Genomic DNA, 24,195 nt, shown 5'->3' with positions numbered 1-24,195 from the left:
CCTTTTCCTCTATTTTGGGGAACTTTCAACATCGCTAAACATAACGTACCAATCAATTGAACAGCTTATGCGAAAGTGAACGATCTTTCCATTAACGATTGTGCGTCCCAGTCACTATCCGCGTACATGGCGTATGCTTATATGCATCAACATGCTTGAATGTACCCATTACTATTTCCTTGCCCTTCTTGCGAATCTGTGAAACTATGTTATAGTAATTTTGAAAACAAATCGTAAAATTGCCACTAGGGGTGCCTTATGCACGTGTGTAAATTTGCAAAACACTCGTACCGATTTCATGTTCACTATGCGTATATCATGGTGAAACATTAGATACCGGACAGAGCTGATAGCAAATGAAACATGCAATGCGCTAGGCTGAGACGTGTATGAATACGCGGACCCTTTGAACCTGATCTGGTTGATACCAGCGGAGGGAAGTGGGTGCGCAACTTCTATCCATTGAATTTGCAAGCCGCTTCTTGACGCCCTGTCAGGAGCGGCTTTTTTGCATATATGGAGGTATGTTGACGATGTATTTACAAAAACTACGAGACGAAAAACCGTTGATTCATTGCATTACGAATATTGTTGTTGCGAATTTCCAAGCGAATGGCTTGCTTGCACTAGGAGCTTCCCCTGTCATGGCGGATGCGGTTGAAGAAGCAGCGGATATGGCGGCTGTTTCATCAGCTGTCGTATTGAATATCGGTACGCTTAAAGCGGTCAGTGTTGAGGCGATGTGCCTTGCTGGGGAGCGTGCGGCGGCTAATGGCATTCCGGTCATCCTCGATCCAGTCGGTGCTGGAGCGACCTCATTCCGAAAAGCCGCTGTCCTATCGATTTTAGAGAAAGTGCCTGTATCCCTTATTCGTTGCAACGCTGGGGAACTTGCAGCAATTGCAGGAATTGATTGGCAAGCAAAAGGGGTTGATGCAGGAGATGGAGAGGCAGATTTGGAACAGCTCGCGCTTGAAGTGGCGACGCGATACAGCTGTCTTGTTGCAGTGACCGGTGTTGAGGATCTTGTTACAGACGGCAAAAAGGTCGTGCGAATTGCTGGGGGCCATTCACTTATGACACGTGTCACAGGCGTAGGTTGCCTGTTAAGTGCGGTCGTTGCTGCATTTGTTGCAGTGGCAGACGATCACAAGTTGGAAGCAGCGGAAAACGCTTTGGCTATTTATAAAAGAGCAGGTGAACAGGCAGCGGCACTATCTACTGGACCAGGAGACTTTGCTGTGAATTTATTGAACGCACTTTATGCAATAACAGAGGAGGATTTGCTATGACTTCAGTAGCTTTGACGATTGCAGGTTCAGATAGTGGCGGGGGGGCTGGTATACAGGCGGATTTGAAGACGTTCCAAGAGCTTGGTGTATTCGGAACGTCCGCGTTAACGGCTGTTACTGCACAAAATACGTTAGGCGTACACGGTGTCTACCCGATTGAGGCGGCAGGTGTAACTGCTCAAATACAAGCTGTGCTGGACGATTTTTCAGTAGGAGCCGTGAAGACAGGGATGCTATTTTCAGCCGACATTATTGAGGCGGTAGCAGTTTCATTAAGGAACAATGGCTGCCCACCCCTCGTGATTGATCCAGTGATGATCGCAAAAGGTGGCGCATCTTTACTTAAAGATGAAGCCGTTACTGCTTTGAAAGCACATTTACTTCCTCTTGCTACTCTCGTCACGCCAAATATTCCGGAAGCGGAAGTGCTTGCGGATATGACGATTCAGTCGACAGCTGATTACGAAGAAGCAGCGAACCGGATTCTTAGTTCAGGGGCAAAAGCGGTCATTTTAAAAGGAGGACATAGCAATGATGCGCAGTTTGCGGAAGACTTTTTCTTCGGGGCAGACGGCTATTCATTCACGATAAAATCAGAACGGATTGCTACAAAAGATACGCATGGTACGGGTTGCACGTTTTCTGCCGCAATTACTGCATTCATTTCGCAAGGAAAAAGTTTGCAGGAAGCAGTGCGTGAAGCGAAGGTATTTATTCAAGCGGCCATATCGGATGGCTTACAATTAGGCGGAGGTCACGGGCCAACGAATCACTGGGCATATAATCGATTGAAGCAGGATGCAAAGGAGGTTGTCATAATTGAATAAAGAGCAACTGGCACTATATTTCATAATGGGTTCGACGAATACAGGAACGCAGGACCCTCTACATGTGCTCGAGTGCGCTTTGCGTGGCGGCATTACTTGCTTTCAGTTACGAGAAAAAGGGCCGGGTGCGAAAAGAGGCGAAGCATTGCTGGAATTTGCTCGACAATGCCAAGAGTTGTGCAAGGAATATGGTGTTCCGTTCATCGTGAACGATGATGTGGACCTTGCTTTAGCACTTGATGCAGACGGGGTACATGTTGGGCAAGAAGATGAACAGGCAGCGATTGTTCGAAAACGGCTTGGCACTGGGAAAATACTCGGCGTGTCTGCACATACGTCGGATGAAGTGCTAGCCGCAATTGAAGCGGGTGCTGATTACATCGGAATGGGACCTGTCTACACGACTACTTCAAAACCGGACGCAAAACCGGTAGCTGGCACACAGTTCATTCAGACGACAAGGTCTGTTTATCCTGATTTACCGATTGTCGGCATCGGCGGCATTACTGTCGATAATTTTGCACCTGTGTTTGCTGCGGGCGCAAACGGGGTTTCGGTCATTTCAGCAATTGCTGGAGCAACGGATGTCTATGCGGCGACTAAAGCGTTTGCTGAATCTATAGAGAAAGAAGGGGTTCCTTTATGAACACGCGAAAAATGGTTATCATGACGATGTTTGTTGCAATAGCAGTTGCCGGCTCGACATTCGTTTCATTCCCCGCAGGCATAGCACGCGCGTATCCAGTCCAGCATGCTGTAAACGTAGTTGCAGCCATCTTGTTAGGACCGATTCCCGCAGTTGTTATTGCATTTTTGACGGGACTTATTCGAGTATTGACTGGCACAGGGTCATTACTCGCATTCCCCGGTGGCATGATCGGTGCGTTATTGGCAGGTCTATTTTATAAACAGTTTGGTAAAGCGTGGCTCGCTGGGATTGGTGAAGTGATTGGTACAGGCGTGATTGCGTCACTTTTGGCAGTACCTTATGCGAAGATTTTAATGGGTACAACGGTCACTGCCTTCTTTTTCGTTCCCCCATTTTTGGTTTCAACGGTGAGTGGCGCGGCGCTTGGGCTAATTCTTGTTGTCCGGCTGCAGCAAACTTCAGCGTGGCATAAAATCGAAAGTGTCGGTGGGCGATTGTAAGAATACGTTTGGTCAGAGGAAGTTAGTTCAAGTGTGAGCGTGGTTCGAAAGTCTCGATATGGTGATAACTTTGGTTATCCGATCGATAACTTTGTGAACTCGATTGATAAGCAAGTCTATTCAATCCATAACTTTTTGAGTCGTAAAAACCGCTCCAGCGATTAGGCTAGGAGCGGTATATGATTTTAGGGAAGCTATTATCGCCAACAATGGTAGCTAGAGGGATGGTATCCAGTTGTACGGTCGGCAAGTATGTAACTTCGACGACTCTCTTTTTGATGCGTTCATTTCATTCAAAAACATGGTCGGATGAATGAGACTCTTCTAGAAGTTCCTCCCGCCAAATTCGCTCTACGTTTGCACCCGCTTCAGTTACATGCACCCGGTACACATCGGGATTTGTCAGTGCCTGCCATTCTGCAAAACCGACGTGTTCGTCATAACATCTTAAGAGGAGCGTCATCAGATTTCCATGTGTAACGAGCACCGTTTTGGAGCCATCTGGCAACTCTTCGACCACATTACATACACGCTCCATCGCTTCGTGTGATGACTCGCCACCTTCATATTTCAAATGGACATCGAGAAATGAATCCTCTAATTTCAACAACCAATCCTCAAAATCATACGAACTTAACGTCCGTTCCGCCAATCGACTATCCTCTTCGAAGTACAATCCTTTCCGCTCTGCTAAAGGTTCAGCTGTCATGCGAGCTCGGACAAAAGGACTTGTAACGATACGGTCCACTTCTACCTCATCAAAAAATGCTGCCAGCTTCTCCGCCTGTACAATTCCTTCCGCTGTCAAATCTGCATGCGGTGATTGACCTTCAGCTGAACAATGTCGAACAATATAAATCACTTTTTCCACTTCGCACACCTCCTACTTATTATTTTCCCTTGCTAGATGAAAAGAAACCTTCCTATCACAAAACATATTTGTGGTGATCCCGTTTGATGCTGTGTAAAAGAATAAACCAGTTCCCCCGACTTGCATGGAGGAACTGGTCGTTCATTTCATATAACGATCGAGAAAATGACCCATTTTCTTTCGATACGTGTCACCTGCTAGTGCATACGCTTCACCATGATTGGCGTTGGCAACTAGAAACAGCTCTGATTCGCTAGCTGTTTTCTGGTGCAGTTCTTCGGCCATTTCGGTCGGAACGAAAGTATCACTTTTCCCATGAACATAAAAGATCGGGATTTCTGTCTTCTGCACTTCTTTTAAAGCGCTTGCTTCCCGGAATGAATAGCCTGCTCTAATTTTCGTGAGCGCACTTGTGCCATCCAATAATGGAAATGCCGGCAAGTGAAACATGCGGTTCATCTGGTACGTGAACAATTGATAGACAGATTTGTATGGACTGTCTGCGATGATTGCTTTCACTTGAGCGGGTAAACCGTCTTCCCCGCTTGCCATCAAGACCGTAGCAGCTCCCATCGATAACCCGTGATAGGCCACTTCCGTATTTGGACCGAGTTTTTGGACAAACATATCCGTCCAGTCAATCAAATCAAGGCGATCCGGCCAACCGAACCCATAGTAGTCGCCTTCACTTTTGCCATGCCCTCTCGCGTCGGGCATAAATATGTTGTAATTCAATTCTTCGTGATAATACTGTCCAAAAAGCCCCATCTGTTTGGCATGACCTAAATAGCCATGTGTCAAAATGACAAGCTTATCCGTTGGCTGTGCAGCAGGTAAGTAATAACCGGACAATTGCAGTCCATCCCGTGACGTTAGGCTCACTAATTCAAATTCCTGATTAGCGACCCATTGCTTCCAATGTCCATTCGTGTACAGTTGCTTCGTTTTCTCTGAGACTTTTAAATCAGCGTTGCCCTGCAAGTATTCTTTCGGACCACGCTTCACTGCCAAGTCATAGAAAAAGAAGCTCCCCGCCACTTGGATCACTAGAAAAACAACTGAAAAAAGCACCAACAACTTCTTCCAATGAATCTTAATCGTACTCATTCCCCTTTTATCTTCTATCTGCGGGCACATCACCCTACTACAAGTATACAAGATAAACAGAGCAACATGTATGGAAATTTTTTAAAAATAATAAGAATAGTAAATTAGTGATTGAATAATGGGAATAGTTCCGGTGCCTGTCCCCAAAACAATTGCGAATTGTTTTGGGGACAGGCACCAAAAAACCGTCAACCTTGTTGGATGACGGTTTATTATCTATTGTTGTTTTTTTACTGCGTCTTGGGCTTCTTTTTTTATGTCTTCAACTTGTTGTTCAGCTCGTTTTGCAGCATCGTTTGCTACTGCTGAATCTCCTTCGCTTACTTTACGATTTTCATCTTTATCGCCAGCATAGCTTTTTGTCATACCGTTTCACCCCTTTGCCGTTACATATAGTATTCCCGAGTGCTAGTAATCCAAACAAAAAGGTATTACGTTTATCAAACTTGATCGTTAGGGTACTCAAACAATAAGAGAGGATGAGTCGCATGGAACTCTTTACAATCGGGCACTCTACACACACACAAGAAGAATTTATCAAGTTGTTGCAGGATGCTGAAATTGAGATGGTGGCGGATATTCGTGCATTTCCAGGGAGCCGCAAGTTTCCGCACTTTCATGAAGATCGTATGAGCGAATGGTTGCCGAAAGCGGGTGTAGACTATGTACATATGAAGAAATTGGGTGGTCGACGGAACAAATCGAAAGAGGTTGATGAAGAAGTGAATGACGCGTGGAACAATCAATCTTTCCACAATTATGCAGACTACACGTTGCAACCGGCTTTTCAAGAAGGTCTTGAATGTCTGAAAGAATTCGCTTGTACGAACCGCGTTGCGATTTGCTGTTCCGAGCGGCATCCTGCACGTTGTCATCGTTTGTTAATTAGCAATTGGCTCGCTCTGAACGGTTGGACAGTGTGCCATATAGTAGACGGTCCAAAAGGAAAGACACTTATCGAACAACACGAACCAGGTAAATGGGGTCCGCCTCCTGAATTACAATTGGACGGCACAGTGGTCTATCCGGAGAAATAGGTAAAGCCACAAACGATTGCAGGGGGAGTCGAAATCGTTTATGGCTCTTCATAATTATGGTCGATTTTTTATATTTTATTCGCGAACAGAGAAAAATTTTCGTAGCAAAAAAGACGAAATTGATCGATAGATTGTGAATAGTGATGGATAGGACTGGAAAAGTGATTGGTAGACTGGATAAACTGATCGTTAATACAGCAAACGTGATTAATAGAAAGACAAAACTGAGGACAGGTGCCTATTACGTTTTATTAACGCGCAGTAAGATTAGCTATCGCGACTTATGTGTTGTCCTATACAGACTGCGGAACGTTGCGTATAGTAAAAGCAGGTGATGATATGAAAATGAAACGATACAAGACGAACGAAAACATTATTGCAGGGACGACATTGCGGGATAGAGGACAAGCGGAAGACAATAATATGGCGCTTCACGCTTGTGTTAACCATGAAGCAGTAATTGAAAACCGAGGAAATTTAGCGACCCAGGTGGATTGTGCACTTACTAATTTTGTTTGCGCGCATCAAACACATAGTGCGAACGTTTATAAAGTGACGCACGCAGACAAAGGCCGCGGCGCTACGCAAGCACATACCGCAATTCCCGACGTCGATGCATTGTATACTGATGAGCCGAATTTGTTGCTATGTACGTTTACAGCAGATTGTGTTCCCGTCATTTTCTACAATGAAAACAACGGTATCATCGGAGTTATTCACTCAGGTTGGCAAGGTACTGTCAAAGAGATTACACGAAAAGTGTTTGAACAGCTTGCGAACGAAGAGCAATGTTCCACTGCAGATTGGCATGTACACATCGGTATGGCACTTAGTCAGGAAAAATTTGAAGTGGATGAAGATGTGTATACTAAATTTCAAGCGCTCGGCTATGCGGATGAATTCATGTATTTTAATGATGCTACAAATAAATACCATATTGATAATCAGCGTACTGTGAAAAAACAATTGGAGCTTGCAGGCGTACCAGCTGAACGAATTACAGTCGATCAAACATGCACATACGTAAGCGAAGATGGCTTCTCCTACAGACAAGATAAGAAAGCCGGTCGCCATTTAAGCTTTATCATGCGAAAAGAATAATACCACCTACCGGTTCATATTAGATGAACCGGTATTTTTCTGAATTTTTTTGGGGACACGCACCAAAACGATTACGAATATTCCGCCACCACCTTCTCTTTTTAGCTGCGAGGAGGATTTTTCCGATTCGTGTCGAATAGAAGCGAGTAGTAGGGAAATTCAGACAGTTGAAGGGAGAATGGATATGAGTAAGAAAGTGTTGATTGTAGCTGGGGATGCAGTTGAAGCTTTGGAGATTTTCTATCCGTATTATCGTTGTTTAGAGGCAGGATTTGAGACGATAATCGCTTCGCCTTCCGTGAAAAAGTTACAGACGGTGAGTCATGACTTTATCGATGGAATGGAGACGTATGTAGAAAAACCTGCGTATGGGCTGGATTCAAATGTTGCATTTGCGGATGTGAATCCTGCTGATTATGACGGCTTGATCATTCCTGGGGGACGTGCGCCGGAGTATATCCGATTGGATGAATCGTTGCCGGGCATTGTGCGTCATTTCTTTGAAGAAGACAAACCGGTTGCAGTCGTTTGCCATGCTGCTCAAGTGTTATCAGTCTTGCCAGATCTCATGAAAGATCGCGAGTATACGGCATACATCGCTTGCAAACCAGACGTCTCGGCAACGGGTGCAACGTATATCGAAAAAGACCTTCATACGGATCGCAATCTCGTTTCCGGACATGCTTGGCCAGACCTGCCAGGGCTCATGCGGGAATTCATGCGACTTATGGACTAAAAAATGGGTGCCTGTCACCAACACAATTTTGGCAATTCCGAATCGTGTTGGTGGCAGGCACCGTGAATTTTATGTGCCGCAGTAGGTGAAATAGGGAGTTTCCGGGTCTGCGGGTTGGATGTATGGTTTTTGGTCTTCGGTGTAGGCGTATGGATTTTCCAAGGCTGCCAAGAAGTGTTCCATGACCGATAAGTCGCCTGTTATGGCGGCATCCAATGCTTCTTCCATGCGATGGTTTCGCGGGATGATGTTTGGGTTATTGTTTTTCATTAATTGCGACACTGCTTCTTCAGATTCCTCTTGTCGTGCACGTCTTTCTTTCCAACGACTGTGCCACGCTTCAAATTTTTCACTTGACGCCATTTGCAATTCACTGAACTCACCAAGTGTTAATGCACGGAACGTATTGGTGAAGTCCGCTTTGTGCGCCTGCATGAGTTGCAATAGCTCTTTTATGAGTTGACCGTCACCTTGCTCTTCATTGAACAAACCGAGCTTGTTTCGCATGCCGGCTAGCCAATGATGATGGAACCGTTCGCCAAATTGGGACAGCAACTGTTCGGCAATGCCAACAGCCTTTTCCGTGTCCGCATCAAAAAGTGGCAAGAGCGTTTCCGCAAATCGTGCGAGATTCCACTCCGCTATGCCGGGTTGGTTGCCAAATGCGTAGCGGCTTTGACGATCAATGGAACTAAAGACAGTTGCGGGATCATACATATCCATAAACGCGCACGGCCCATAGTCAATCGTCTCCCCGCTAACCGCCATATTATCGGTATTCATGACACCGTGAATAAATCCAACACATTGCCATTTTGCAAGCAACTGCGCTTGGCGATCCATCACTTCTTCAAAAAACGCAACGTATGGATTCGCCTGACTTACAACAGTTGGGTAATGCCGCTCAATTGTATAATCAGCAAGTGCTTGCAAATCTTCAACAACTTGCCGTGCCGCTGCATATTGAAACGTGCCGACTCGGATATGGCTCGTCGCCACTCTCGTCAACACAGCACCTGCCAAGATTTCTTCGCGGTATACGGGCGATCCAGTTACAACAACCGCTAAACTGCGTGTTGTCGGAATGCCTAACGCATGCATCGCTTCACTCATAATGTATTCCCTAAGCATCGGTCCGAGTCCTGCACGACCATCTCCACCACGTGAAAATGGCGTTGGACCACCACCTTTTAGCTGTATATCCAAACGCTCGCCGGTTGGTGTCAACTGTTCACCGAGCAACACCGCTCTGCCATCCCCAAGCATCGTGAAATGCCCAAACTGATGACCTGCATAAGCCTGTGCAATCGGTTGTGCGCCATCAGGGATTTTATTGCCTGCAAGCTCGTCAACCCCTTGTTCGCTTTGCAATGCATCTACGTGTAAACCGATCGATTTCGCCAACGCGTCATTGCAAATAATCAACGCTGGGGATGGGGCTTTTTCCGGCAGGACAGTTGCGTAAAACACGTCAGGTAAGCGCGTATAACTATTGTCAAATTGCCAGCCACTACCGTTCTTCGTCATTCTCCCTCGCTCCTTTTGTGTTCCAGTTGCACTCCAGTGTACACTACATCTTGCGAGGATTCACGTTTCACAATTCTACCGTTTTCATTGAGATGAAATTATCCGTTCCAGCCGGGGGCGATTGTATCGTTGGATGATAATGAGGGGCACATTGAATAGAACGGCATACAAGACATTTAGCCATGCCGCCCACAGTGGATTCCACAAGAAAAACAAAAAGCTCGGCACAATCATGAGCCAATGGACATATTCGGCACGGCGCGACTCTAGCAAAAACAAACTGAGCGAAGTGGAATCACGCCCATGCAACTGCCGCTTATTAAAACCATCGCGAACAAACAACGTGCCATCAGGAATATAGCCTTTCCAACGTTTCACCTTACAGAACCGTTGCCAAAACGCACCTTCCCTTTCCCATGCAAATTGAGTAAACCATCGCTCATGTCGATTAAAGAAAGCAAGTGGAATACGTTGGACAGTGAAAGAGAGCACTAGATGCACAACAAACCAAGCTAACACATCCAACACTGCCACCCATGCTAACGGGAGATCAATAACGGGCATCTTGCATGCTCCTTTCTTGGATGAATCAATTTCCTTTTCACACCTGAATATCTCTGCCGCTCCACCTCACCCGCTTACGCCATTTGGCCAAATAGAGCGAGTACATGAACACACCGATGAAGAAGAGGAATAAGACCGGATACAAAGGAACTGTCCAAAAACTGAAATTCCCAGCCTTACGAATGGCTCTAGCAACGGATGCCATGTAACAGATGACAAGGGTTCCTGCTACTAACAGAAAGCCCACTTCCCCACTGAACGCTGCGAATAGTAACAACAACAACGGACTTAGCACGCCGCCGACAATCCATGCATTTATGAGCAACATGACAAGTGGATGTGTCGCTAATGAACCCGAAGCCATACTTTTGGAATACCCTTGAATTAATTGCCGAAAGCCTCCAGGATACATGCGTAGCCATGCAATTCCACGGCCGCTATAACAGCGGACGGGCAGTTGCTTTTCTTGAAATTTCTTTCCGAGAGCAAGGTCGTCCATGACAGCTCCTCTCACGGATTCATGGCCCCCTACCGCTCCATACTCATCTTTTCTACAAAGTACACACGGCCCAAAAGACCCTGCACTTTTTACCGCATCACCAACAACCGTAAAGACGTTCATTCCCATCATGACAACGACTGGAAAAATCGAGGCGAGTTGCTCATACCATCTCTCGGCTTTGTGATCAGGTTGTAACGAGAGTATGCCGATCCCACCCATCTCCTCGTACTCAGATAGATAGGCCAATAAGCTCGTTGGCGAAGAAAATACCGTATCTGCATCTATGAATAAAAGCAAGTCACTGTCAGCCGCATTGGCGCCAGTCCAGCAAGCCGCCGATTTGCCAATCCATCCGTCCTCTAGTGTTTCATTTGTCAATACGCGCACGCCAAACGATTGAGCAACTTCTCGCGTACAATCTGTGGAATGATCATCTACAACGATTGTTTCAATTCGAACGCCTTCTTGAAGAGCTATCGATTCCAATAAAGGCTGTATCCGTTGTTCTTCATTCCGCGCTGGGATGATAATTGTTACTGTCGATGCTAGTTGGAACGTCGGAGGTTGGGTTGTTCGCAAAGAGGGCACTCTCCAAAATACCACCATGCCGGACAATAACCCAATACAAACGACAAGCGCACTTCCAATGAATAAGATTGACACGTCACCCACCTCTTTCGTCATTCTAACGCCACGACTAGTAACGTAATTTCAATCCATCCCGTTTCATAATTGCCTTACACACTTGCTGACCACTTAACGTAACCATCGGCATGCCGCCACCTGGATTGACCGTACCGCCTACGAAATAGAGATTGTCAAAACGATCACTATGTTTTTTATGTTTAAAGCCTTTGTTCTTCTTTTTGTCCGACAATGTTCCGTAAATTGACCCACGATGTGAACCGTACATACGCTCAATATCATGAGGCGTCCACACGTCACGTGTTACAATATTGTCCCTTAGCCCTTCCAGTCCCATTCGTTCAAGCTTAGCAAGTACCCTGTCTTCGAGTTGAAGGTAATCAGAAGCTGTGAAAGGTACATTTTGAATATGCGGAATGTGCGGAAGGATTTTCAAATTTTCATGACCTGGAGGTGCTTGGGAAGCATCTGTCTTGTTTGCATTCACAAGGTAGATTGTCGGATCGTCCGGCAATTCATGGTGTTTAAACACTTTATCCATTTGCTCTTTCAAGTTCGCTGAGAAAAAGAAATTATGATGATTCAGTTGGGGATACGTTTTCTTTACGCCTAAATGTAAAACAAGACCCGAACTGGACGGCGGAAATTTCCGTTCCAACTTGTCAATCTCTTGTCGATCCGTCTCGACCATCTTTTCATAAAACGGAATCACTTCCATATTGGATATAAAATAATCTGCTTCAACTATCGTTCCATCCGCCAACACGGCACCTGCCAATTCCTTCCCTTTCGTCAACACATTGTTGACAGCCACCCCTGTATGGAGTGCAACACCGACCTCCGTTGCCAACGTGCGCAACGCATCCGCTAGCCGATTCATACCCCCAGGGACGTACCAGCATCCTTGTGCATGTTGCATGTAAATCATCATATTAAGGACAGCAGGCGCATCGTAAGGAGACGAGCCGACGTATTTAATGAAATACGCCAACATATCGCGCAAATGAGGATAGCGTATCCGTTTGTCAATCGCTTCATACATCGTTGAAAACAAGTCAAACCCTTTGAGCGAAGCGATGACACCATGCTGTTTGAGGACTTGACCTGTCGTGTCCAGCCCAACTTTGAAATACCCTTCCTCCGTCATGTCATACAAGCCTTTCGCATAGTGAAGAAATGCGGCGTATTCCTTTAAGTCAGAACTCGATAAAAACGGATTTTTCTGCTCCATCTTCTCCAAATCTCCGAACAAATCCAACACTGTTCCATCTGGGAAAAAGGATCTCCACTCCTTTTGCAACCGCACAATCGGCACATAATCAGCCATTCGTTTGCCACTGCCCGCAAACAACCGTTCAAAAATATGCGGCATCGTTAAAATCGAAGGACCTAAGTCAAAACCGAAGCCATCCTGCTCAAGTCGATTCAATTTCCCCCCCAGGTGCGCATTCTTTTCGTACAATGAAACCGCATACCCTCGTTGCGCTAACGATATCGCAGCGGATAACCCGCCTAGTCCACCGCCGATAACGACGACTGTTTTCTTCGTTCGTGACATCTTTGCACCTCTTTCTTCCCGCTCCCCTTCAAAAAGAAGCTTGTGCTGCGATTTTCATCATTTCTAGTTTGGACACAAAATTTTTCTTTCGAAAACAGTCGTAGCCATTCTTCCGGACGCTATCTAAAATGCCTCGATACACCCGTGCAGAAGTAATTACAGCAAACTTACTATCTTCGTCAAACCCTTCACTTTTGCGGATAAATCCCTCATACAATGCCTCAGCCCTTGTCGCTATGTGCTCCCATAACTGAATAAATTCCTCCGTAATTTGTCCATCAGCCAATTGTCTTTCCGTGTAACCAAAAGACGTCATTTCATTTAGCGGCAAATAAATTCTACCTTTGTCAACAAAATCCTCCCCGACATCACGGAGAATATTTGTTAGTTGCATTGCAATCCCTAACTCAACAGCACTCCGTTCGAGCTCTCTAACAGAACCCGTCGCGATAATCGGTAGCAACATTCGACCGACAGAACCAGCTACATACACACTGTACGCTTCCAAATCCGCCAGTGAGCGAGGCGACACAAAATTGATGTCCATCCGTTGCCCTGTAAGCTGGTCAAAAAATGGCTGAATGTCCATATCATATCGATTAAAAACATCTCGAAGTGCCCGCCATAACGGCGTATCCTTCTCCATCCCATGGGCAAAACAGTTCAATTCATGCATCAATTGATCAAGCGCACGCAATTGTTTACTAACCGTTTTGTTTTCGTCTACGCTATTGTCCGCCAACCGGCAAAAAGTGTAGATTGCGTAAACCGCATTCGCCTTTTCTTGCGGCAAGGTTGAAAAGGCATAGTAAAAGCTTTTGGAATATTGCTTAATGACCGTTTCACAATACTGATAATCAGCGGCTAGAGACGACTGATGATTTATCAACATAAACCCCTCCTTTCATTTCGTGTGAAATAAAATGCCTTTGTCATCATGGAGTAACTCCTCTGTCGCAATGCGTGCAGATAACAATACAATGGGAACGCCAGCTCCAGGATGTGTACTACTTCCTGTAAAGTAGAGGTTTTCACAATGTGTAGCTTTGCTTTGTGGGCGCAAATGATTGCTTTGACGTAACGTAGGCTGCAAACCGAAGCAAGCGCCATTGTAAGCATTGAACCGCTCCTCAAAATCTTTTGGTGTAACAAACGTCTCACTGACGATTTCATTCTCAACATTTTCAAAGCCTTTGATCTTTTTCAATGCATCAAGGACGTACGAACGATAATGTGCAATGGTTTCTTCATCCCAATCGTACGTTGAACACGATTTATCCGAAACGGGGACAAGTATATACAAACCATCTTTTCCTTCCGGTGCCAATGAAGGGTCCAATTTTGAACCGATATACACGTAGAATGAAGCATTATCAAGCTTCTCTCCCGCAAAAATGCCGTCAAGATTTTCTCGCAAATGTTCGTTGAAGATAAAATTATGCGCAGTCGGTACCTCATCGTATTTACGATCCATTCCTAAGTACATGAGGAAACACGAGCAGGAATATTCATGCTGTCAATCTTGTCGTCCGTGTATTTGCCTTTTGCTTTTGGTTCTTTGACAAGGTTTTTCATCGCATACGGAAAATCGGCGTTACACATGACATAGTCGGAAGGGATGTATGTGTTGCCCATTCGAATCCCTCTCGCCGCTCCACCTTTAATAACAATTTCATCGACCGGGGAATGATAATGGACAATTCCTCCCAACTCTTTGAATAACCGTTCCAACGACTGTGCCATCGTGTACATGCCGCCCTTGATGAACCATACACCGTAGAGGAATTCAATCATTGGAATCATTGTGTAGAGAGATGGTCCACTGTAAGGAGAAACCCCAATGTAGAGGGTTTGAAAACTGATCATCTGTTTGAGGCGTTCATTTTTAATATATTTACTAATAAATTTGTCCGCATTGTCGAAGGTTTTTAGTTTCAATCCTTGGCGCAACATCGTCAGATTATAGAAATCAGAAGGTTTCCGGAAAGGCCTTTGCAAAAAATGTTCTTTCGCTACAAGAAAGCGCTTGTAGATTTCTTGTAGGTAATCCAGCAATCCTTGTGCATCTTCTTCGCTAACACTTTCAAAAACAGAAACCAATTTTGTCATGTCCGAAGAAATCTCATAGTGGTCACTCGGTTGATCACCAAAAAACACACTATACATCGGGTCAAGTCGCTCCATTGGAATATAATCATCCGGATTGCGGCCGCACAACTGAAAAATTTCCTGATACAACTCCGGCATCATGACAATTGTCGGTCCAAGATCGAACGTATACCCATCTTTTTGAATCTGGCTCATCTTGCCGCCGGGAACAGCTCCTTTTTCATACAGTTCGACGTCATACCCTGCATGTTGGAGTCGTATTGCACTCGCGAGACCTGCAACGCCTGCCCCGATGACAATCACTTTCTTCTTCATGAAGCTCCACCCTCTCCGGTCTATGATTATACAAAACGTTATACAAGTGATAAAATAAAAACAACTAACCTTATACAATCCTTATACACTATTTTTATTGGCAACACAAGTAAGAGCTTACTTGGAAACTAGAAAACAGAAAAATACCCCTGACTCGATTCAGTCAGGAGTAGCAATGGGTACGAATTCAATTTCTTTTTCTTTTGCCTCTTGTAAATAGATTGCGAGCTTTTCTATCATATAGGCAGGTGCATTCTCGTCCGCTCCTGGGTTCGTTCCATCATCGTGAAGCAGTACGATTGACCCATTATCCGGTACATTGCGCAAGCCTTCCAATAAACCATGTTGGCAATGATGGACTTTCCAATCTTTAAACACATGAGACCACATAATGATCCGATAAGGACGTGACACGGAGAGTGTTGCAGCATTCATGAATCCCCACGGCGGACGGTACAACGTTGGATGTTCACCAATGACGTCTTTTATGGCAGCGTCTGTATCTTGCAATTGTATATGGAGCTGCCTAGGGGATAATAACCAACTAGATGTATGCTTATAATGATGAATGCCAATTTGATGGCCTTCTTCTTTCATTCGCCTGACGATGTCGGGGTAAGCCCTCACTTTTTCGCCGACAACAAAAAAGGTTGCTTGAATGTCGTGTTCCTTCAGCAGATCTAGCAATCTCACAGTGTACAGGGGATGCGGTCCGTCATCGAAAGTAAGTGCAATCCCTTTTCGTGCAGGGTACTTTTTCATGACACGGGGACTTGTTATTCGAATGAAGGCTGTCGCTAACATCCCATACGCAATGGGAATGAAGAGAAGCATTCCGATGAGCCAATAAATTTTATTCCTATTCATATGCATCGCTCCATTCAACTTTTAGTAAAGTACAACTAGCATACAATTTATTGCAAGAGAACAAAAATGATAGAATTTGATTACCATACAATTGGCAAGGAGGCCGCTAGACATGAAACGATCCATCTTACTTATCCTAATCACCTGTTTGCTTGCTGCTTGCAATTCTCAACCTTCTACAACAACAGCAGATACGCCTGTCGTGAATCCAGAGGAAGTAGAGGGTTATTTATTGCAAGATGATGTGAAAAATATTAATGAGCATCTCGATTATACAGCGAGCGAACTAAAGACGATCTACTTTGCAGGCGGTTGTTTCTGGGGTGTAGAAGCGTACTTTGCGAGGATTTACGGCGTGGCGGACACCGTGTCAGGTTATGCAAACGGAACAGGTGAAAACCCTAGCTACGAAGAAGTCATTCAAGGTGACAAAGCATTTGTTGAGACAGTGAAAGTGACGTACGACCCTGAACGCGTGTCGCTGGAGGAATTAATCGAACACCTCTTTTCAGTCATTGATCCGACTTCTAAAAACAAACAAGGAAACGATGTCGGCATCCAGTATCGATCCGGTATTTATTACGACGAAGCAATGGATGCCACTACTGTGGAGGAAGCTATAAAGAAGGAGCAACAGCAGTACGACAAACCGATTGTCACGGAAGCGGAGCCATTGCAAAACTTTTACCTAGCAGAGGAGTATCACCAAGACTATCTCGTGAAAAATCCAAATGGGTATTGCCACATTAATCTCCAAACGTTAGACACACTACCCATCAACCCGATCGCAAAAGATGAAATGATTGTTCAAAAACTGAGCAAATGAGGGTTTGACAGCTATCGATTGCTATTTGCAAACTAGGTAGCTGTCAATAGAAAGGGGGGTATCATGGGGAAAATAGGAACCATTCTACTCGTTTTACTGAACTTACTTACAACAATCCCCATATGCATTGCAGTGTATCTGATGACAAGCGCTTCACCTGAAGGCGCGACTTTTCAGGTCATCGTGTTCTTAATTGTCATCAGCATTATTGAACTATTGAAATGGGTGGCTTTTTACTTTTGTATTTTTAAAGAGGCAATGCGGCCGCTCATCTTTTTCGCTTTGTATGCATTCGCATTATCAGTCGCCTATCCAGCATTATTTCCAGTTTCTATCCTTTACGGAGTAGCAATTTTTCTCATCTATCAACGTAATGTGAGTGAAAATGTATAAAACTCGTTTTCATCTCAAGAAAGCAGGAATAGTGGAATGACCGAAAGAATATAGTTCGAGAAAGGAGGATTTGATGAAATCCACAAATAAACGAGTATGGTTGAATACAGTAATCGTTCTTACATATGTCTTAATGATCGGCACCAACGTATTGGCGAACGTCTTACCCATTAATGGCCAAACGACAGGGGAAGTTTCAGCGAAATACGGTAATTTATTTGCTCCTGCAGGGTTTACATTCTCCATATGGAGCGTCATCTATGTCTTACTCTTATTACATGTCTTCTACCAACTCGGTTTCTTTCACAAAAAGCTAAAACCTTCTACAGCACGTCTATTAACACAAGTCGGCATCTACTTTTCAATTTCTTCAATACTGAATACCCTTTGGATACTCGCATGGCATTATGAAAGGCTATTCCTATCCGTTATTCTCATGGTCGGATTGTTACTATGCCTAATCAAAATCAACAAATTGACCGCAGAGGCTTCCCTCTCTTTAAAAGAGAGCTTTTTTATCAAACTTCCGTTTAGTATTTATTTTGGCTGGATAACAGTCGCGACCATTGCCAACATTACTGCTTTCCTTGTCTCCATTGGATGGGACGGATTTGGTCTCTCTGACGTGACGTGGACAATTCTAATTTTGATTATCGGAACGGTCATTAGTGTGGGTACTATGCTTCGCTTACACAACCCTGCATATGGTTTGGCGATATTATGGGCTTATTTCGGCATCTATTCTAAACACACATCAGAAAGCGGGTTCAACAATCAATATCCCGCCATCTCATTGACCGTCATCATCTGCATGATTATCCTCTCGCTAACCATACTCCTTGTCGCCATAGGAAATCGGCGAAAGCCCAATACCTAAGCTGCTAGACTTGGCAAGGGGTAATGATGTTTTTTTGAGAGAATGAGTGATGCATGGCAGTTATGTTGAGGTGCTAGCCGTTTTTGTTGTGTTTACCGCTATTTCCCTTAAAAAAAAGATGTTCCACATGAGGAAATTACGGGTAGACTACGGTTAAAAAGGATGTATGCAAGTAATGATCTATGATTGTGCAATTATTGGCGGTGGGCCGGCCGGGTTAAGTGCGGCACTCGTTCTTGGCAGGGCTCGGAGAAAAGTGATTATCTTTGATGACAATCAACCGAGAAATCGAGTGATTCGGGAAACCCATGGATTTATTACGAGAGATGGCATATCACAAACAGAGTTTAAGCGACTGGCACTTCGCGATCTCGCCCAATACGATTCAGTAGACATTCGAAATGAACGTATCGAAGTCATTCGGAAAAAAGATAAAACCCATTTTGAATTGGCAACAGAGGACGGCACCCTGTTTACTAGCAACAAACTCCTATTAGCTACCGGTTTAAAAGATGCTCAACCAAACATTCCTTCAATCGAGCGGTTTTACGGCACAAGCCTCTTCAGTTGTCCGTATTGCGATGGCTGGGAAATGCGAGACCGACCACTCGCGGTCATCGCGGACAAAAATGTATACAAGCTAGCAAAAGAAGTGTATACGTGGAGCCAAGATGTAGCCGTTTTTACGAATGGTGAAGGACGATTGGAAGAGGACGAACGTAACCAGTTGCTCGCTCACGGCATTCAAGTTTACGAAGACATCATTGCCGGATTGGAAGGTGAAAACGGTCAGCTGCAAAGCATCCGGTTGGAAGACGGCACACTCGTACCCCGAACAGGCGGGTTTGTCACCCCGCTCTGGAGCCATTCAAATGCATTCGGCAAAGAACTCGGCTGTGAGATCAATGAAAACGGCGGGCTACTAACTGATACATACGGAAGAACAACTGTCTGGAATGTGTACGCAGCAGGTGATGCAGCCCACATCGTGCCCGCCCAACTCATTATCGCCGCCGGAACCGGAAGCGCCGCAGCCATCGGCATAAACGGCGACCTCACAAACGAATACTTTAGTAATAAAACGCAATAAAAAAGAAATGACAACCAAACAATTTAGAATTATGGCAATTGATCGGGTGCCTGTCCCCAAAACAATTGGGAATCGCCAAAATTAATCGGGGGACAGGCACCAAAACAATTCTGAACATTACCCGCTATATTCAAAAAGCCAACGAAGGATTGTTCGTTGGCTTTTGGTTATGGTTGGACCGGCTTTGTTTTGGCCCAGAAGAATGTGAGGATGGAGCCGGCGATTAGGACGATGGTGGCGAAGTAGAACGGGTAGTCTACATCGAAGTCAAATAAGTATCCTCCTAAAATCGGGCCAAACACCGTACCAATACTCGTGAACATGGAATTCATGCCGCCGACAAATCCTTGTTCGTTGCCAGCGATTTTCGATAAATACGATGTTGCCGCTGGTCGAATGAGGTCAAAGCCGACAAAGACGATGATCGTTACAAAAAGCACGCTAAAGTACGAATTCACAAGCGTCATCGCACCGACCATCACGGACGAAAATATCAAACTGACTAAAATCAATTTCTTTTCACCCATCAATTTTGTTAACCGATCAAATAACAACACTTGTGCCAATGCACCAACAAGCCCACTGCCCGTGATAATGATGGCGATATCGGTTGGCGTAAAGCCAAACTTGTGGTCGACGAATAGACTGAACACCGCTTCAAACGAAGCCAATCCGAAGGACAGCACAAAAATAATGACGAAAACGATAAAATACATCGGCGCAAAGATCCGCTTGAACCCAGGCTTCTTTCCACTCGCTGTTTCTTCATATTGCCGTTTCGGTTCCCTTAGCATAATTAAAGAGAATATCGCCGCAAAACAGGCAAGCCCAGCCGCGAAGAAGAACGGCACCCGTGTACCGTAACCTGCAAGAAACCCTCCAATTCCCGGTCCGATGATGAACCCTGTAGAGATAGCGGCTGACATATACCCTAACGCTTTCGAACGTGTTTCATTGGTCGTCACATCTGCAATGAACGCCGTCACCGCAGGCATAATGAACGCTGCACTTACCCCACCTAAAATTCGGGATATAAACAACACAAGTAAGTCCTGTCCAACTGCAAACAGCAATTCAGATGCACTAAAGATGAATAACCCGATGACAATCATTATTTTCCGCCCAATTGTATCAATCAATTTCCCAGCAATCGGCGAAACAATAAGCTGTGCAATTGCAAAAAACGCTACCATGTATCCGACAACAGAGCCCGATATGTCCAGTTCATTCATCAACGTTGGCAACACCGGAATAACGAGCCCAATCCCTAAAAACGCAATAAACAAATTGGTTAACAATAATACCAATGTAATTGTTTCTTTTTTCATCTGTAATCTCCTACTGAAGCAAAATCCTTCTTTCTAATATTTCACATCATACCAAGGCCTATCAGAACTTACAAGACGCGAGAACTTGGGGTATTTTTGGTAATCATTTTCGCATCGTCCACCCGCAAAGAGATACGACTACCATGTTAAGAATATGTAAATTCACAGAAATCACACTTACATCATGTTATATTTTTAGTATCGTAACGCAATATCGGTTTTCGTTATCAAGGAGGTGTCTACTGTGGAAGACAAAGTATTGCGTAAGCTTTTTCTCGGTTTCATTCACATCCATATCCTTCACCACGCAAAAGAGCACCCTGTTTACGGCGCGTGGATGGTAGAGGAACTGAAAGAACATGGGTATTCCATCAGTTCAGGAACACTTTACCCCATTCTTCATTCAATGGAGGCAGATGGTTTGCTCGTCCGGGAAGATCGGAATGTTGATGGGAAAATCCGAAAATATTACACGACAACCGAAAAAGGGGCTTACATTCTAACTGAAGCCCGTGTGAAGGCATACGAGCTGTTCAAAGAAATCAAAGACTACTAACAAAGGAGTTCATGATGAATCAAAAAAACGAAAAAAGAGGTTTCCGATCACTTTTAGAAATTCTGTTCGTTTCAACTCGACTTGGTTTAACTTCTTTCGGTGGACCGATAGCGCATTTAGGCTATTTCCACGAAGAGTATATCCGTAGACGCAAGTGGATGAGCGAAAAAAACTATGCAGATTTAGTCGCCCTCGCACAATTTTTACCTGGACCGGCGAGTAGCCAAGTCGGCATCGGTATTGGGGTAATGCGAGCGGGTGTAGTAGGTGGGATTGTTTCTTTCATCGGGTTTACACTTCCATCTGTAATTGCACTTATGATTTTCGCCATGCTGTTACATGAATTTGATGCAACAAATGCAGGATGGATTCATGGATTAAAAATTGTCGCTGTCTCTGTCGTTGCCCATGCAATCATGGGAATGGCTAAAAACCTGACTCCTGACAATAAACGAAAAACGATTGCACTCCTTGCACTTATCGGGACACTCATTTGGCAATCCGCCATGACCCAAATCGGCGTCATCCTAATCGCCGCCCTGCTCGGCTTCATGCTATACAAACGGCACGATGCGGAACAAGAAACAAGTTCACACTTTCCCATATCGAAGAAAGTGGCCACCATCTGTTTGGGACTCTTTTTCACGTTACTTTTTGCATTGCCGGTCATACGAGAACTAACAGGTTCCTATTGGGTCGCAATGTTTGATAGCTTTTACAGATCCGGCTCATTAGTGTTCGGTGGCGGACACGTCGTACTACCACTACTTGAACAAGCCTTCGTGCCGACTGGATGGATCGACGAAGAAGCCTTCCTAGCGGGTTATGGTGCTACACAGGCCGTCCCCGGACCTTTATTCACATTCGCAGCATACTTAGGAACGGTCATGAATGGTTGGTTAGGAGGTCTAGTTGCCACAGTGGCAATTTTCCTACCCGCATTCCTACTTATTCTCGGTGCATTGCCTTTTTGGGATCAATTACGCTCCAACCCGAACATTAAAGGAGCAATTATGGGTATCAACGCGGCAGTCGTCGGTATTCTCATTTCCGCTTTCTATTTCCCAATTTGGATAAGCTCCATCGCGGCACCGATTGACTTTGCACTCGCCGCCGTATTATTTACTATGCTGGCGTACTGGAAACTACCACCTTGGATTGTCGTCGTAACCGGCGCGATTGGCGGCGTACTGCTCGGTCTTATTTAAATAAAAAGCAGAGCCCCCATTATTAAAGGCTCTGCTTTTTCAACGATTCACATCGACTCCATTAACACCGTCACCAGAATCCCTAAAACCATCCCTACCACAATCGCACCCGCAAACAATAAGCCTCTCTTCAATACCTCATCCTTTCCAACCCTTTCTACATTGTATTAATGTGTCGGACAAGATATGAAATAAAACGGGGACAGGCACCAAAACAATTCGGAATTGTTTTGGTGCCTGTCCCCTTATCCAAGTATTTATTTATCCATCATCAATTTTAAGATCCATTCATCAGTTTGACGTGTACCTTCATTGCCTAGTGTACAGAAAGCGTCAATGGACTTTTCGACGTCATCATGAATGAAGCCATCCGTCGATTGAATACCATGATCGGACAACGCCAATAATGCAGATTGAACCGCGACGTTCGAATTCGTGGATACTTTCATGGCACATCCCGCTTTTGCACCGTCGCAAATCATACCGGACACATTGCCGATCGTGTTTTGAATTGCCGCTTTCACTTGCTCTAACGTTCCGTCCAACAAGTACACAATCGCTGCACTCGCGCCCATACCTGCTGTTGTTACGCCACATAATGCTGATAACCGACCAAACTTCGACTAATATGAATCGTCACCAAATGGCTGAGTGCCACTGCACGGATCATTTTTTCATCAGCGACTTGCAACTTTTCTGCCACACCGACAACAGGTAATGTAACGGCAATTCCTTGATTCCCACTACCTGTGTTCGCCATCACCGGTAACGTCGAACCAGCCATCCTCGCATCAGAACCCGCCGCCGCTAACGACATCGCTGCAGTTGCCAAATCATCCGATAACAGACCTCTCTCCACATTTTGGCGGATCGTTTTCCCGACATTTAAACCATAATTCCCTGAAAGCCCTTCAATTCCAATGATGCGATTCAGTTCAATACTTTTCTTAATTAACCCGAGCTCTTCAATATCGACTTTACAAACCCAGTCATAGATCTCATCAATAGACAATTCATCTAACTCTTCTTTGGATGATTTCATGCCGATGTTCTCGCAACCGCCCTTGAACAGCGTTTCCCCGTCCACTTCAATCAACGTAATATTACTATGATTATCCGCAATAATAACACGCGCTGTATGAAGATCCGTTTTGACGATCACTTCAATATAGAGCAACTTTGGTATATCCGCCTGACTCGCTTTCACTTTACCTGCTTCAAGCAACTCCTCCGCCAAACGCTCGTCCTCCGCTGTAAGCCCTTTCAACACTTCCAAACCATAACTCGCATTCCCCGCAACTGCTCCGATCGCAGCAGAGAAATCCAACCCTTTACCAGACATCCCAGGAATCCCAACGGACTTCGCGTTCTTAATAATATTGCCACTTGCACTTACAACGAGCTCCTCAATCATCCCAGGCGCATGACTTCTCGCAGTCGCCGCTGCATACGCAATTGCAACCGGTTCTGTACAACCAAGTGCAATGACAAGTTCTTTTTCTAATATAGCTGAAATTTTATCGTTCTTCATATCGGGTACCACCTTTATTGTAGAATTTTCAGTCTTATCAATTGATAAGCATTCACTGAAGCGAATGTACCTTTTTTAGACGGAGAACTCAATACGTTCTGGCTATTTTGGCACTTTTCAGCACTATTCAGGTTGAAGGTGGAGGGTTAATCGGCAAAATGAGATGTAGTTGTGTGCGT

The 24,195-nt window shown here is 44.9% G+C and carries 25 protein-coding genes, 1 pseudogene and 1 riboswitch; of the genes and pseudogenes, 13 read left to right on the top strand and 13 right to left on the bottom strand.

Annotation, left to right across the window (positions count from 1 at the left end; genetic code table 11):
• Nucleotides 1-237 precede the first annotated feature (237 nt).
• Nucleotides 238-456, top strand: a riboswitch (TPP riboswitch).
• A 77-nt stretch (nt 457-533) separates the two neighbouring features.
• Genes thiM through thiW form a run of 4 tightly spaced genes read left to right on the top strand, consistent with a single transcriptional unit; the run spans nt 534 to nt 3,268 of the window.
• A complete protein-coding gene (gene thiM / locus NRI27_RS08745) occupies nt 534-1,292 on the top strand; it encodes a hydroxyethylthiazole kinase (protein WP_371390380.1) in 759 nt (252 codons plus the stop codon).
• Nucleotides 1,289-2,119: a bifunctional hydroxymethylpyrimidine kinase/phosphomethylpyrimidine kinase gene (gene thiD, locus NRI27_RS08740; RefSeq protein ID WP_371390379.1), complete on the top strand. Its 831-nt coding sequence runs from the start codon at nt 1,289-1,291 to the stop codon at nt 2,117-2,119. Before thiM ends, thiD begins: the two co-directional genes overlap by 4 nt.
• 25 nt (nt 2,120-2,144) lie before the next feature.
• The gene (gene thiE, locus NRI27_RS08735; RefSeq protein ID WP_371390482.1) at nt 2,145-2,765 is read left to right on the top strand and encodes a thiamine phosphate synthase; all 621 of its coding nucleotides are present in this window, start codon (nt 2,145-2,147) and stop codon (nt 2,763-2,765) included.
• On the top strand, nt 2,762-3,268 hold the full coding sequence (gene thiW / locus NRI27_RS08730; protein ID WP_371390378.1) for an energy coupling factor transporter S component ThiW: 507 nt from the start codon (nt 2,762-2,764) through the stop codon (nt 3,266-3,268). Before thiE ends, thiW begins: the two co-directional genes overlap by 4 nt.
• A 289-nt stretch (nt 3,269-3,557) precedes the next feature.
• Here the strand turns inward: thiW and NRI27_RS08725 are convergent, their stop codons facing one another.
• The 3 genes from NRI27_RS08725 to NRI27_RS08715 all read right to left on the bottom strand — a co-directional run bounded on the left by NRI27_RS08725 (nt 3,558) and on the right by NRI27_RS08715 (nt 5,612).
• Nucleotides 3,558-4,139, bottom strand: coding sequence for a histidine phosphatase family protein (locus tag NRI27_RS08725; RefSeq protein WP_317943787.1), 582 nt, complete (start codon nt 4,137-4,139; stop codon nt 3,558-3,560).
• Nucleotides 4,140-4,280: 141 nt separating this feature from the next.
• Entirely contained in the window at nt 4,281-5,246 is a 966-nt protein-coding gene (locus tag NRI27_RS08720) for an alpha/beta hydrolase (protein ID WP_317943789.1), read from the bottom strand.
• Nucleotides 5,247-5,462: 216 nt separating this feature from the next.
• Entirely contained in the window at nt 5,463-5,612 is a 150-nt protein-coding gene (locus NRI27_RS08715) for a hypothetical protein (protein WP_371390376.1), read from the bottom strand.
• A 122-nt stretch (nt 5,613-5,734) separates the two neighbouring features.
• Here NRI27_RS08715 and NRI27_RS08710 point away from each other — a divergent pair, with 122 nt between their 5' ends.
• From NRI27_RS08710 to NRI27_RS08700, 3 genes are all read left to right on the top strand, one after another.
• The gene (locus NRI27_RS08710) at nt 5,735-6,283 is read left to right on the top strand and encodes a DUF488 domain-containing protein (protein WP_371390375.1); all 549 of its coding nucleotides are present in this window, start codon (nt 5,735-5,737) and stop codon (nt 6,281-6,283) included.
• Nucleotides 6,284-6,622: 339 nt separating this feature from the next.
• Nucleotides 6,623-7,384 carry a peptidoglycan editing factor PgeF gene (pgeF, locus tag NRI27_RS08705; protein WP_371390374.1) on the top strand — a complete coding sequence of 254 codons (762 nt, stop codon included), beginning with the start codon at nt 6,623-6,625 and terminating at the stop codon, nt 7,382-7,384.
• A 184-nt stretch (nt 7,385-7,568) separates the two neighbouring features.
• The gene (locus tag NRI27_RS08700) at nt 7,569-8,120 is read left to right on the top strand and encodes a DJ-1/PfpI family protein (protein WP_371390373.1); all 552 of its coding nucleotides are present in this window, start codon (nt 7,569-7,571) and stop codon (nt 8,118-8,120) included.
• A gap of 69 nt (nt 8,121-8,189) precedes the next feature.
• On the opposite strand, the gene NRI27_RS08695 is transcribed toward NRI27_RS08700, so the two are convergent.
• From NRI27_RS08695 to NRI27_RS08660, 8 genes are all read right to left on the bottom strand, one after another.
• Nucleotides 8,190-9,647 (bottom strand): protein adenylyltransferase SelO, encoded by a 1,458-nt coding sequence (locus tag NRI27_RS08695; RefSeq protein ID WP_371390372.1) that lies wholly within the window; start codon nt 9,645-9,647, stop codon nt 8,190-8,192.
• A gap of 84 nt (nt 9,648-9,731) precedes the next feature.
• Nucleotides 9,732-10,211, bottom strand: a complete 480-nt coding sequence (locus tag NRI27_RS08690) for a glycosyl-4,4'-diaponeurosporenoate acyltransferase CrtO family protein (RefSeq protein WP_371390371.1) — start codon at nt 10,209-10,211, stop codon at nt 9,732-9,734.
• A 37-nt stretch (nt 10,212-10,248) separates the two neighbouring features.
• Nucleotides 10,249-11,397: a glycosyltransferase family 2 protein gene (locus NRI27_RS08685; protein WP_371390370.1), complete on the bottom strand. Its 1,149-nt coding sequence runs from the start codon at nt 11,395-11,397 to the stop codon at nt 10,249-10,251.
• Nucleotides 11,398-11,410: 13 nt separating this feature from the next.
• Nucleotides 11,411-12,916 carry a phytoene desaturase family protein gene (locus tag NRI27_RS08680; protein ID WP_371390369.1) on the bottom strand — a complete coding sequence of 502 codons (1,506 nt, stop codon included), beginning with the start codon at nt 12,914-12,916 and terminating at the stop codon, nt 11,411-11,413.
• 28 nt (nt 12,917-12,944) lie between these two features.
• Nucleotides 12,945-13,805, bottom strand: a complete 861-nt coding sequence (locus tag NRI27_RS08675; protein ID WP_371390368.1) for a phytoene/squalene synthase family protein — start codon at nt 13,803-13,805, stop codon at nt 12,945-12,947.
• A gap of 15 nt (nt 13,806-13,820) precedes the next feature.
• On the bottom strand, nt 13,821-14,402 hold the full coding sequence (locus tag NRI27_RS08670; RefSeq protein ID WP_371390367.1) for a phytoene desaturase family protein: 582 nt from the start codon (nt 14,400-14,402) through the stop codon (nt 13,821-13,823).
• A complete protein-coding gene (locus tag NRI27_RS08665) occupies nt 14,393-15,340 on the bottom strand; it encodes a phytoene desaturase family protein (protein ID WP_371390366.1) in 948 nt (315 codons plus the stop codon). Before NRI27_RS08665 ends, NRI27_RS08670 begins: the two co-directional genes overlap by 10 nt.
• A gap of 159 nt (nt 15,341-15,499) precedes the next feature.
• Entirely contained in the window at nt 15,500-16,207 is a 708-nt protein-coding gene (locus tag NRI27_RS08660; RefSeq protein ID WP_371390365.1) for a polysaccharide deacetylase family protein, read from the bottom strand.
• A 112-nt stretch (nt 16,208-16,319) separates the two neighbouring features.
• Here NRI27_RS08660 and msrA point away from each other — a divergent pair, with 112 nt between their 5' ends.
• From msrA to NRI27_RS08640, 4 genes are all read left to right on the top strand, one after another.
• Complete coding sequence (msrA, locus tag NRI27_RS08655; RefSeq protein ID WP_371390364.1) at nt 16,320-17,033, top strand: peptide-methionine (S)-S-oxide reductase MsrA; 714 nt, start codon at nt 16,320-16,322, stop codon at nt 17,031-17,033.
• 63 nt (nt 17,034-17,096) lie between these two features.
• Nucleotides 17,097-17,426 (top strand): hypothetical protein, encoded by a 330-nt coding sequence (locus NRI27_RS08650; RefSeq protein ID WP_371390363.1) that lies wholly within the window; start codon nt 17,097-17,099, stop codon nt 17,424-17,426.
• Between the two features lie 73 nt (nt 17,427-17,499).
• Nucleotides 17,500-18,303 (top strand): tryptophan-rich sensory protein, encoded by an 804-nt coding sequence (locus tag NRI27_RS08645; RefSeq protein ID WP_371390362.1) that lies wholly within the window; start codon nt 17,500-17,502, stop codon nt 18,301-18,303.
• A 175-nt stretch (nt 18,304-18,478) separates the two neighbouring features.
• Nucleotides 18,479-19,393: an NAD(P)/FAD-dependent oxidoreductase gene (locus NRI27_RS08640; protein WP_371390361.1), complete on the top strand. Its 915-nt coding sequence runs from the start codon at nt 18,479-18,481 to the stop codon at nt 19,391-19,393.
• A 167-nt stretch (nt 19,394-19,560) separates the two neighbouring features.
• Here the strand turns inward: NRI27_RS08640 and NRI27_RS08635 are convergent, their stop codons facing one another.
• Nucleotides 19,561-20,721 (bottom strand): MFS transporter, encoded by a 1,161-nt coding sequence (locus tag NRI27_RS08635; protein WP_371390360.1) that lies wholly within the window; start codon nt 20,719-20,721, stop codon nt 19,561-19,563.
• Nucleotides 20,722-20,965: 244 nt separating this feature from the next.
• Here NRI27_RS08635 and NRI27_RS08630 point away from each other — a divergent pair, with 244 nt between their 5' ends.
• Nucleotides 20,966-21,277: a PadR family transcriptional regulator gene (locus NRI27_RS08630; RefSeq protein ID WP_317943522.1), complete on the top strand. Its 312-nt coding sequence runs from the start codon at nt 20,966-20,968 to the stop codon at nt 21,275-21,277.
• Between the two features lie 14 nt (nt 21,278-21,291).
• Nucleotides 21,292-22,485: a chromate transporter gene (locus NRI27_RS08625; RefSeq protein ID WP_371390359.1), complete on the top strand. Its 1,194-nt coding sequence runs from the start codon at nt 21,292-21,294 to the stop codon at nt 22,483-22,485.
• Nucleotides 22,486-22,742: 257 nt separating this feature from the next.
• Here NRI27_RS08625 and NRI27_RS08620 read toward each other — a convergent pair.
• Nucleotides 22,743-23,827: pseudogene (locus tag NRI27_RS08620) on the bottom strand (L-cysteine desulfidase family protein).
• Nucleotides 23,828-24,195 lie beyond the last annotated feature (368 nt).

This window comes from Sporosarcina sp. OR05 (assembly GCF_041414805.1).
GTDB lineage: Bacteria > Bacillota > Bacilli > Bacillales_A > Planococcaceae > Sporosarcina > Sporosarcina saromensis.
Note: the sequence above shows the minus strand (reverse complement) of the source record. Positions and strands in the feature narration are given on the sequence as shown.

Bases quoted from the DNA above. Each gene is read 5' to 3' on its own strand.
- thiW (WP_371390378.1), top strand. From the start codon at position 2,762: ATGAACACGCGAAAAATGGTTATCATGACGATGTTTGTTGCAATAGCA.
- pgeF (WP_371390374.1), top strand. From the start codon at position 6,623: ATGAAAATGAAACGATACAAGACGAACGAAAACATTATTGCAGGGACG.
- NRI27_RS08680 (WP_371390369.1), bottom strand. From the start codon at position 12,916: ATGTCACGAACGAAGAAAACAGTCGTCGTTATCGGCGGTGGACTAGGC.
- NRI27_RS08690 (WP_371390371.1), bottom strand. From the start codon at position 10,211: ATGCCCGTTATTGATCTCCCGTTAGCATGGGTGGCAGTGTTGGATGTG.
- NRI27_RS08625 (WP_371390359.1), top strand. From the start codon at position 21,292: ATGAATCAAAAAAACGAAAAAAGAGGTTTCCGATCACTTTTAGAAATT.
- NRI27_RS08700 (WP_371390373.1), top strand. From the start codon at position 7,569: ATGAGTAAGAAAGTGTTGATTGTAGCTGGGGATGCAGTTGAAGCTTTG.
- NRI27_RS08670 (WP_371390367.1), bottom strand. From the start codon at position 14,402: ATGTACTTAGGAATGGATCGTAAATACGATGAGGTACCGACTGCGCAT.
- NRI27_RS08695 (WP_371390372.1), bottom strand. From the start codon at position 9,647: ATGACGAAGAACGGTAGTGGCTGGCAATTTGACAATAGTTATACGCGC.
- NRI27_RS08650 (WP_371390363.1), top strand. From the start codon at position 17,097: ATGGGGAAAATAGGAACCATTCTACTCGTTTTACTGAACTTACTTACA.
- thiE (WP_371390482.1), top strand. From the start codon at position 2,145: ATGGGTTCGACGAATACAGGAACGCAGGACCCTCTACATGTGCTCGAG.
- NRI27_RS08710 (WP_371390375.1), top strand. From the start codon at position 5,735: ATGGAACTCTTTACAATCGGGCACTCTACACACACACAAGAAGAATTT.
- NRI27_RS08660 (WP_371390365.1), bottom strand. From the start codon at position 16,207: ATGAATAGGAATAAAATTTATTGGCTCATCGGAATGCTTCTCTTCATT.
- NRI27_RS08665 (WP_371390366.1), bottom strand. From the start codon at position 15,340: ATGAAGAAGAAAGTGATTGTCATCGGGGCAGGCGTTGCAGGTCTCGCG.
- NRI27_RS08640 (WP_371390361.1), top strand. From the start codon at position 18,479: ATGATCTATGATTGTGCAATTATTGGCGGTGGGCCGGCCGGGTTAAGT.
- NRI27_RS08685 (WP_371390370.1), bottom strand. From the start codon at position 11,397: ATGACGAAAGAGGTGGGTGACGTGTCAATCTTATTCATTGGAAGTGCG.
- NRI27_RS08715 (WP_371390376.1), bottom strand. From the start codon at position 5,612: ATGACAAAAAGCTATGCTGGCGATAAAGATGAAAATCGTAAAGTAAGC.
- thiD (WP_371390379.1), top strand. From the start codon at position 1,289: ATGACTTCAGTAGCTTTGACGATTGCAGGTTCAGATAGTGGCGGGGGG.
- NRI27_RS08645 (WP_371390362.1), top strand. From the start codon at position 17,500: ATGAAATCCACAAATAAACGAGTATGGTTGAATACAGTAATCGTTCTT.
- thiM (WP_371390380.1), top strand. From the start codon at position 534: ATGTATTTACAAAAACTACGAGACGAAAAACCGTTGATTCATTGCATT.
- NRI27_RS08635 (WP_371390360.1), bottom strand. From the start codon at position 20,721: ATGAAAAAAGAAACAATTACATTGGTATTATTGTTAACCAATTTGTTT.
- NRI27_RS08720 (WP_317943789.1), bottom strand. From the start codon at position 5,246: ATGAGTACGATTAAGATTCATTGGAAGAAGTTGTTGGTGCTTTTTTCA.
- msrA (WP_371390364.1), top strand. From the start codon at position 16,320: ATGAAACGATCCATCTTACTTATCCTAATCACCTGTTTGCTTGCTGCT.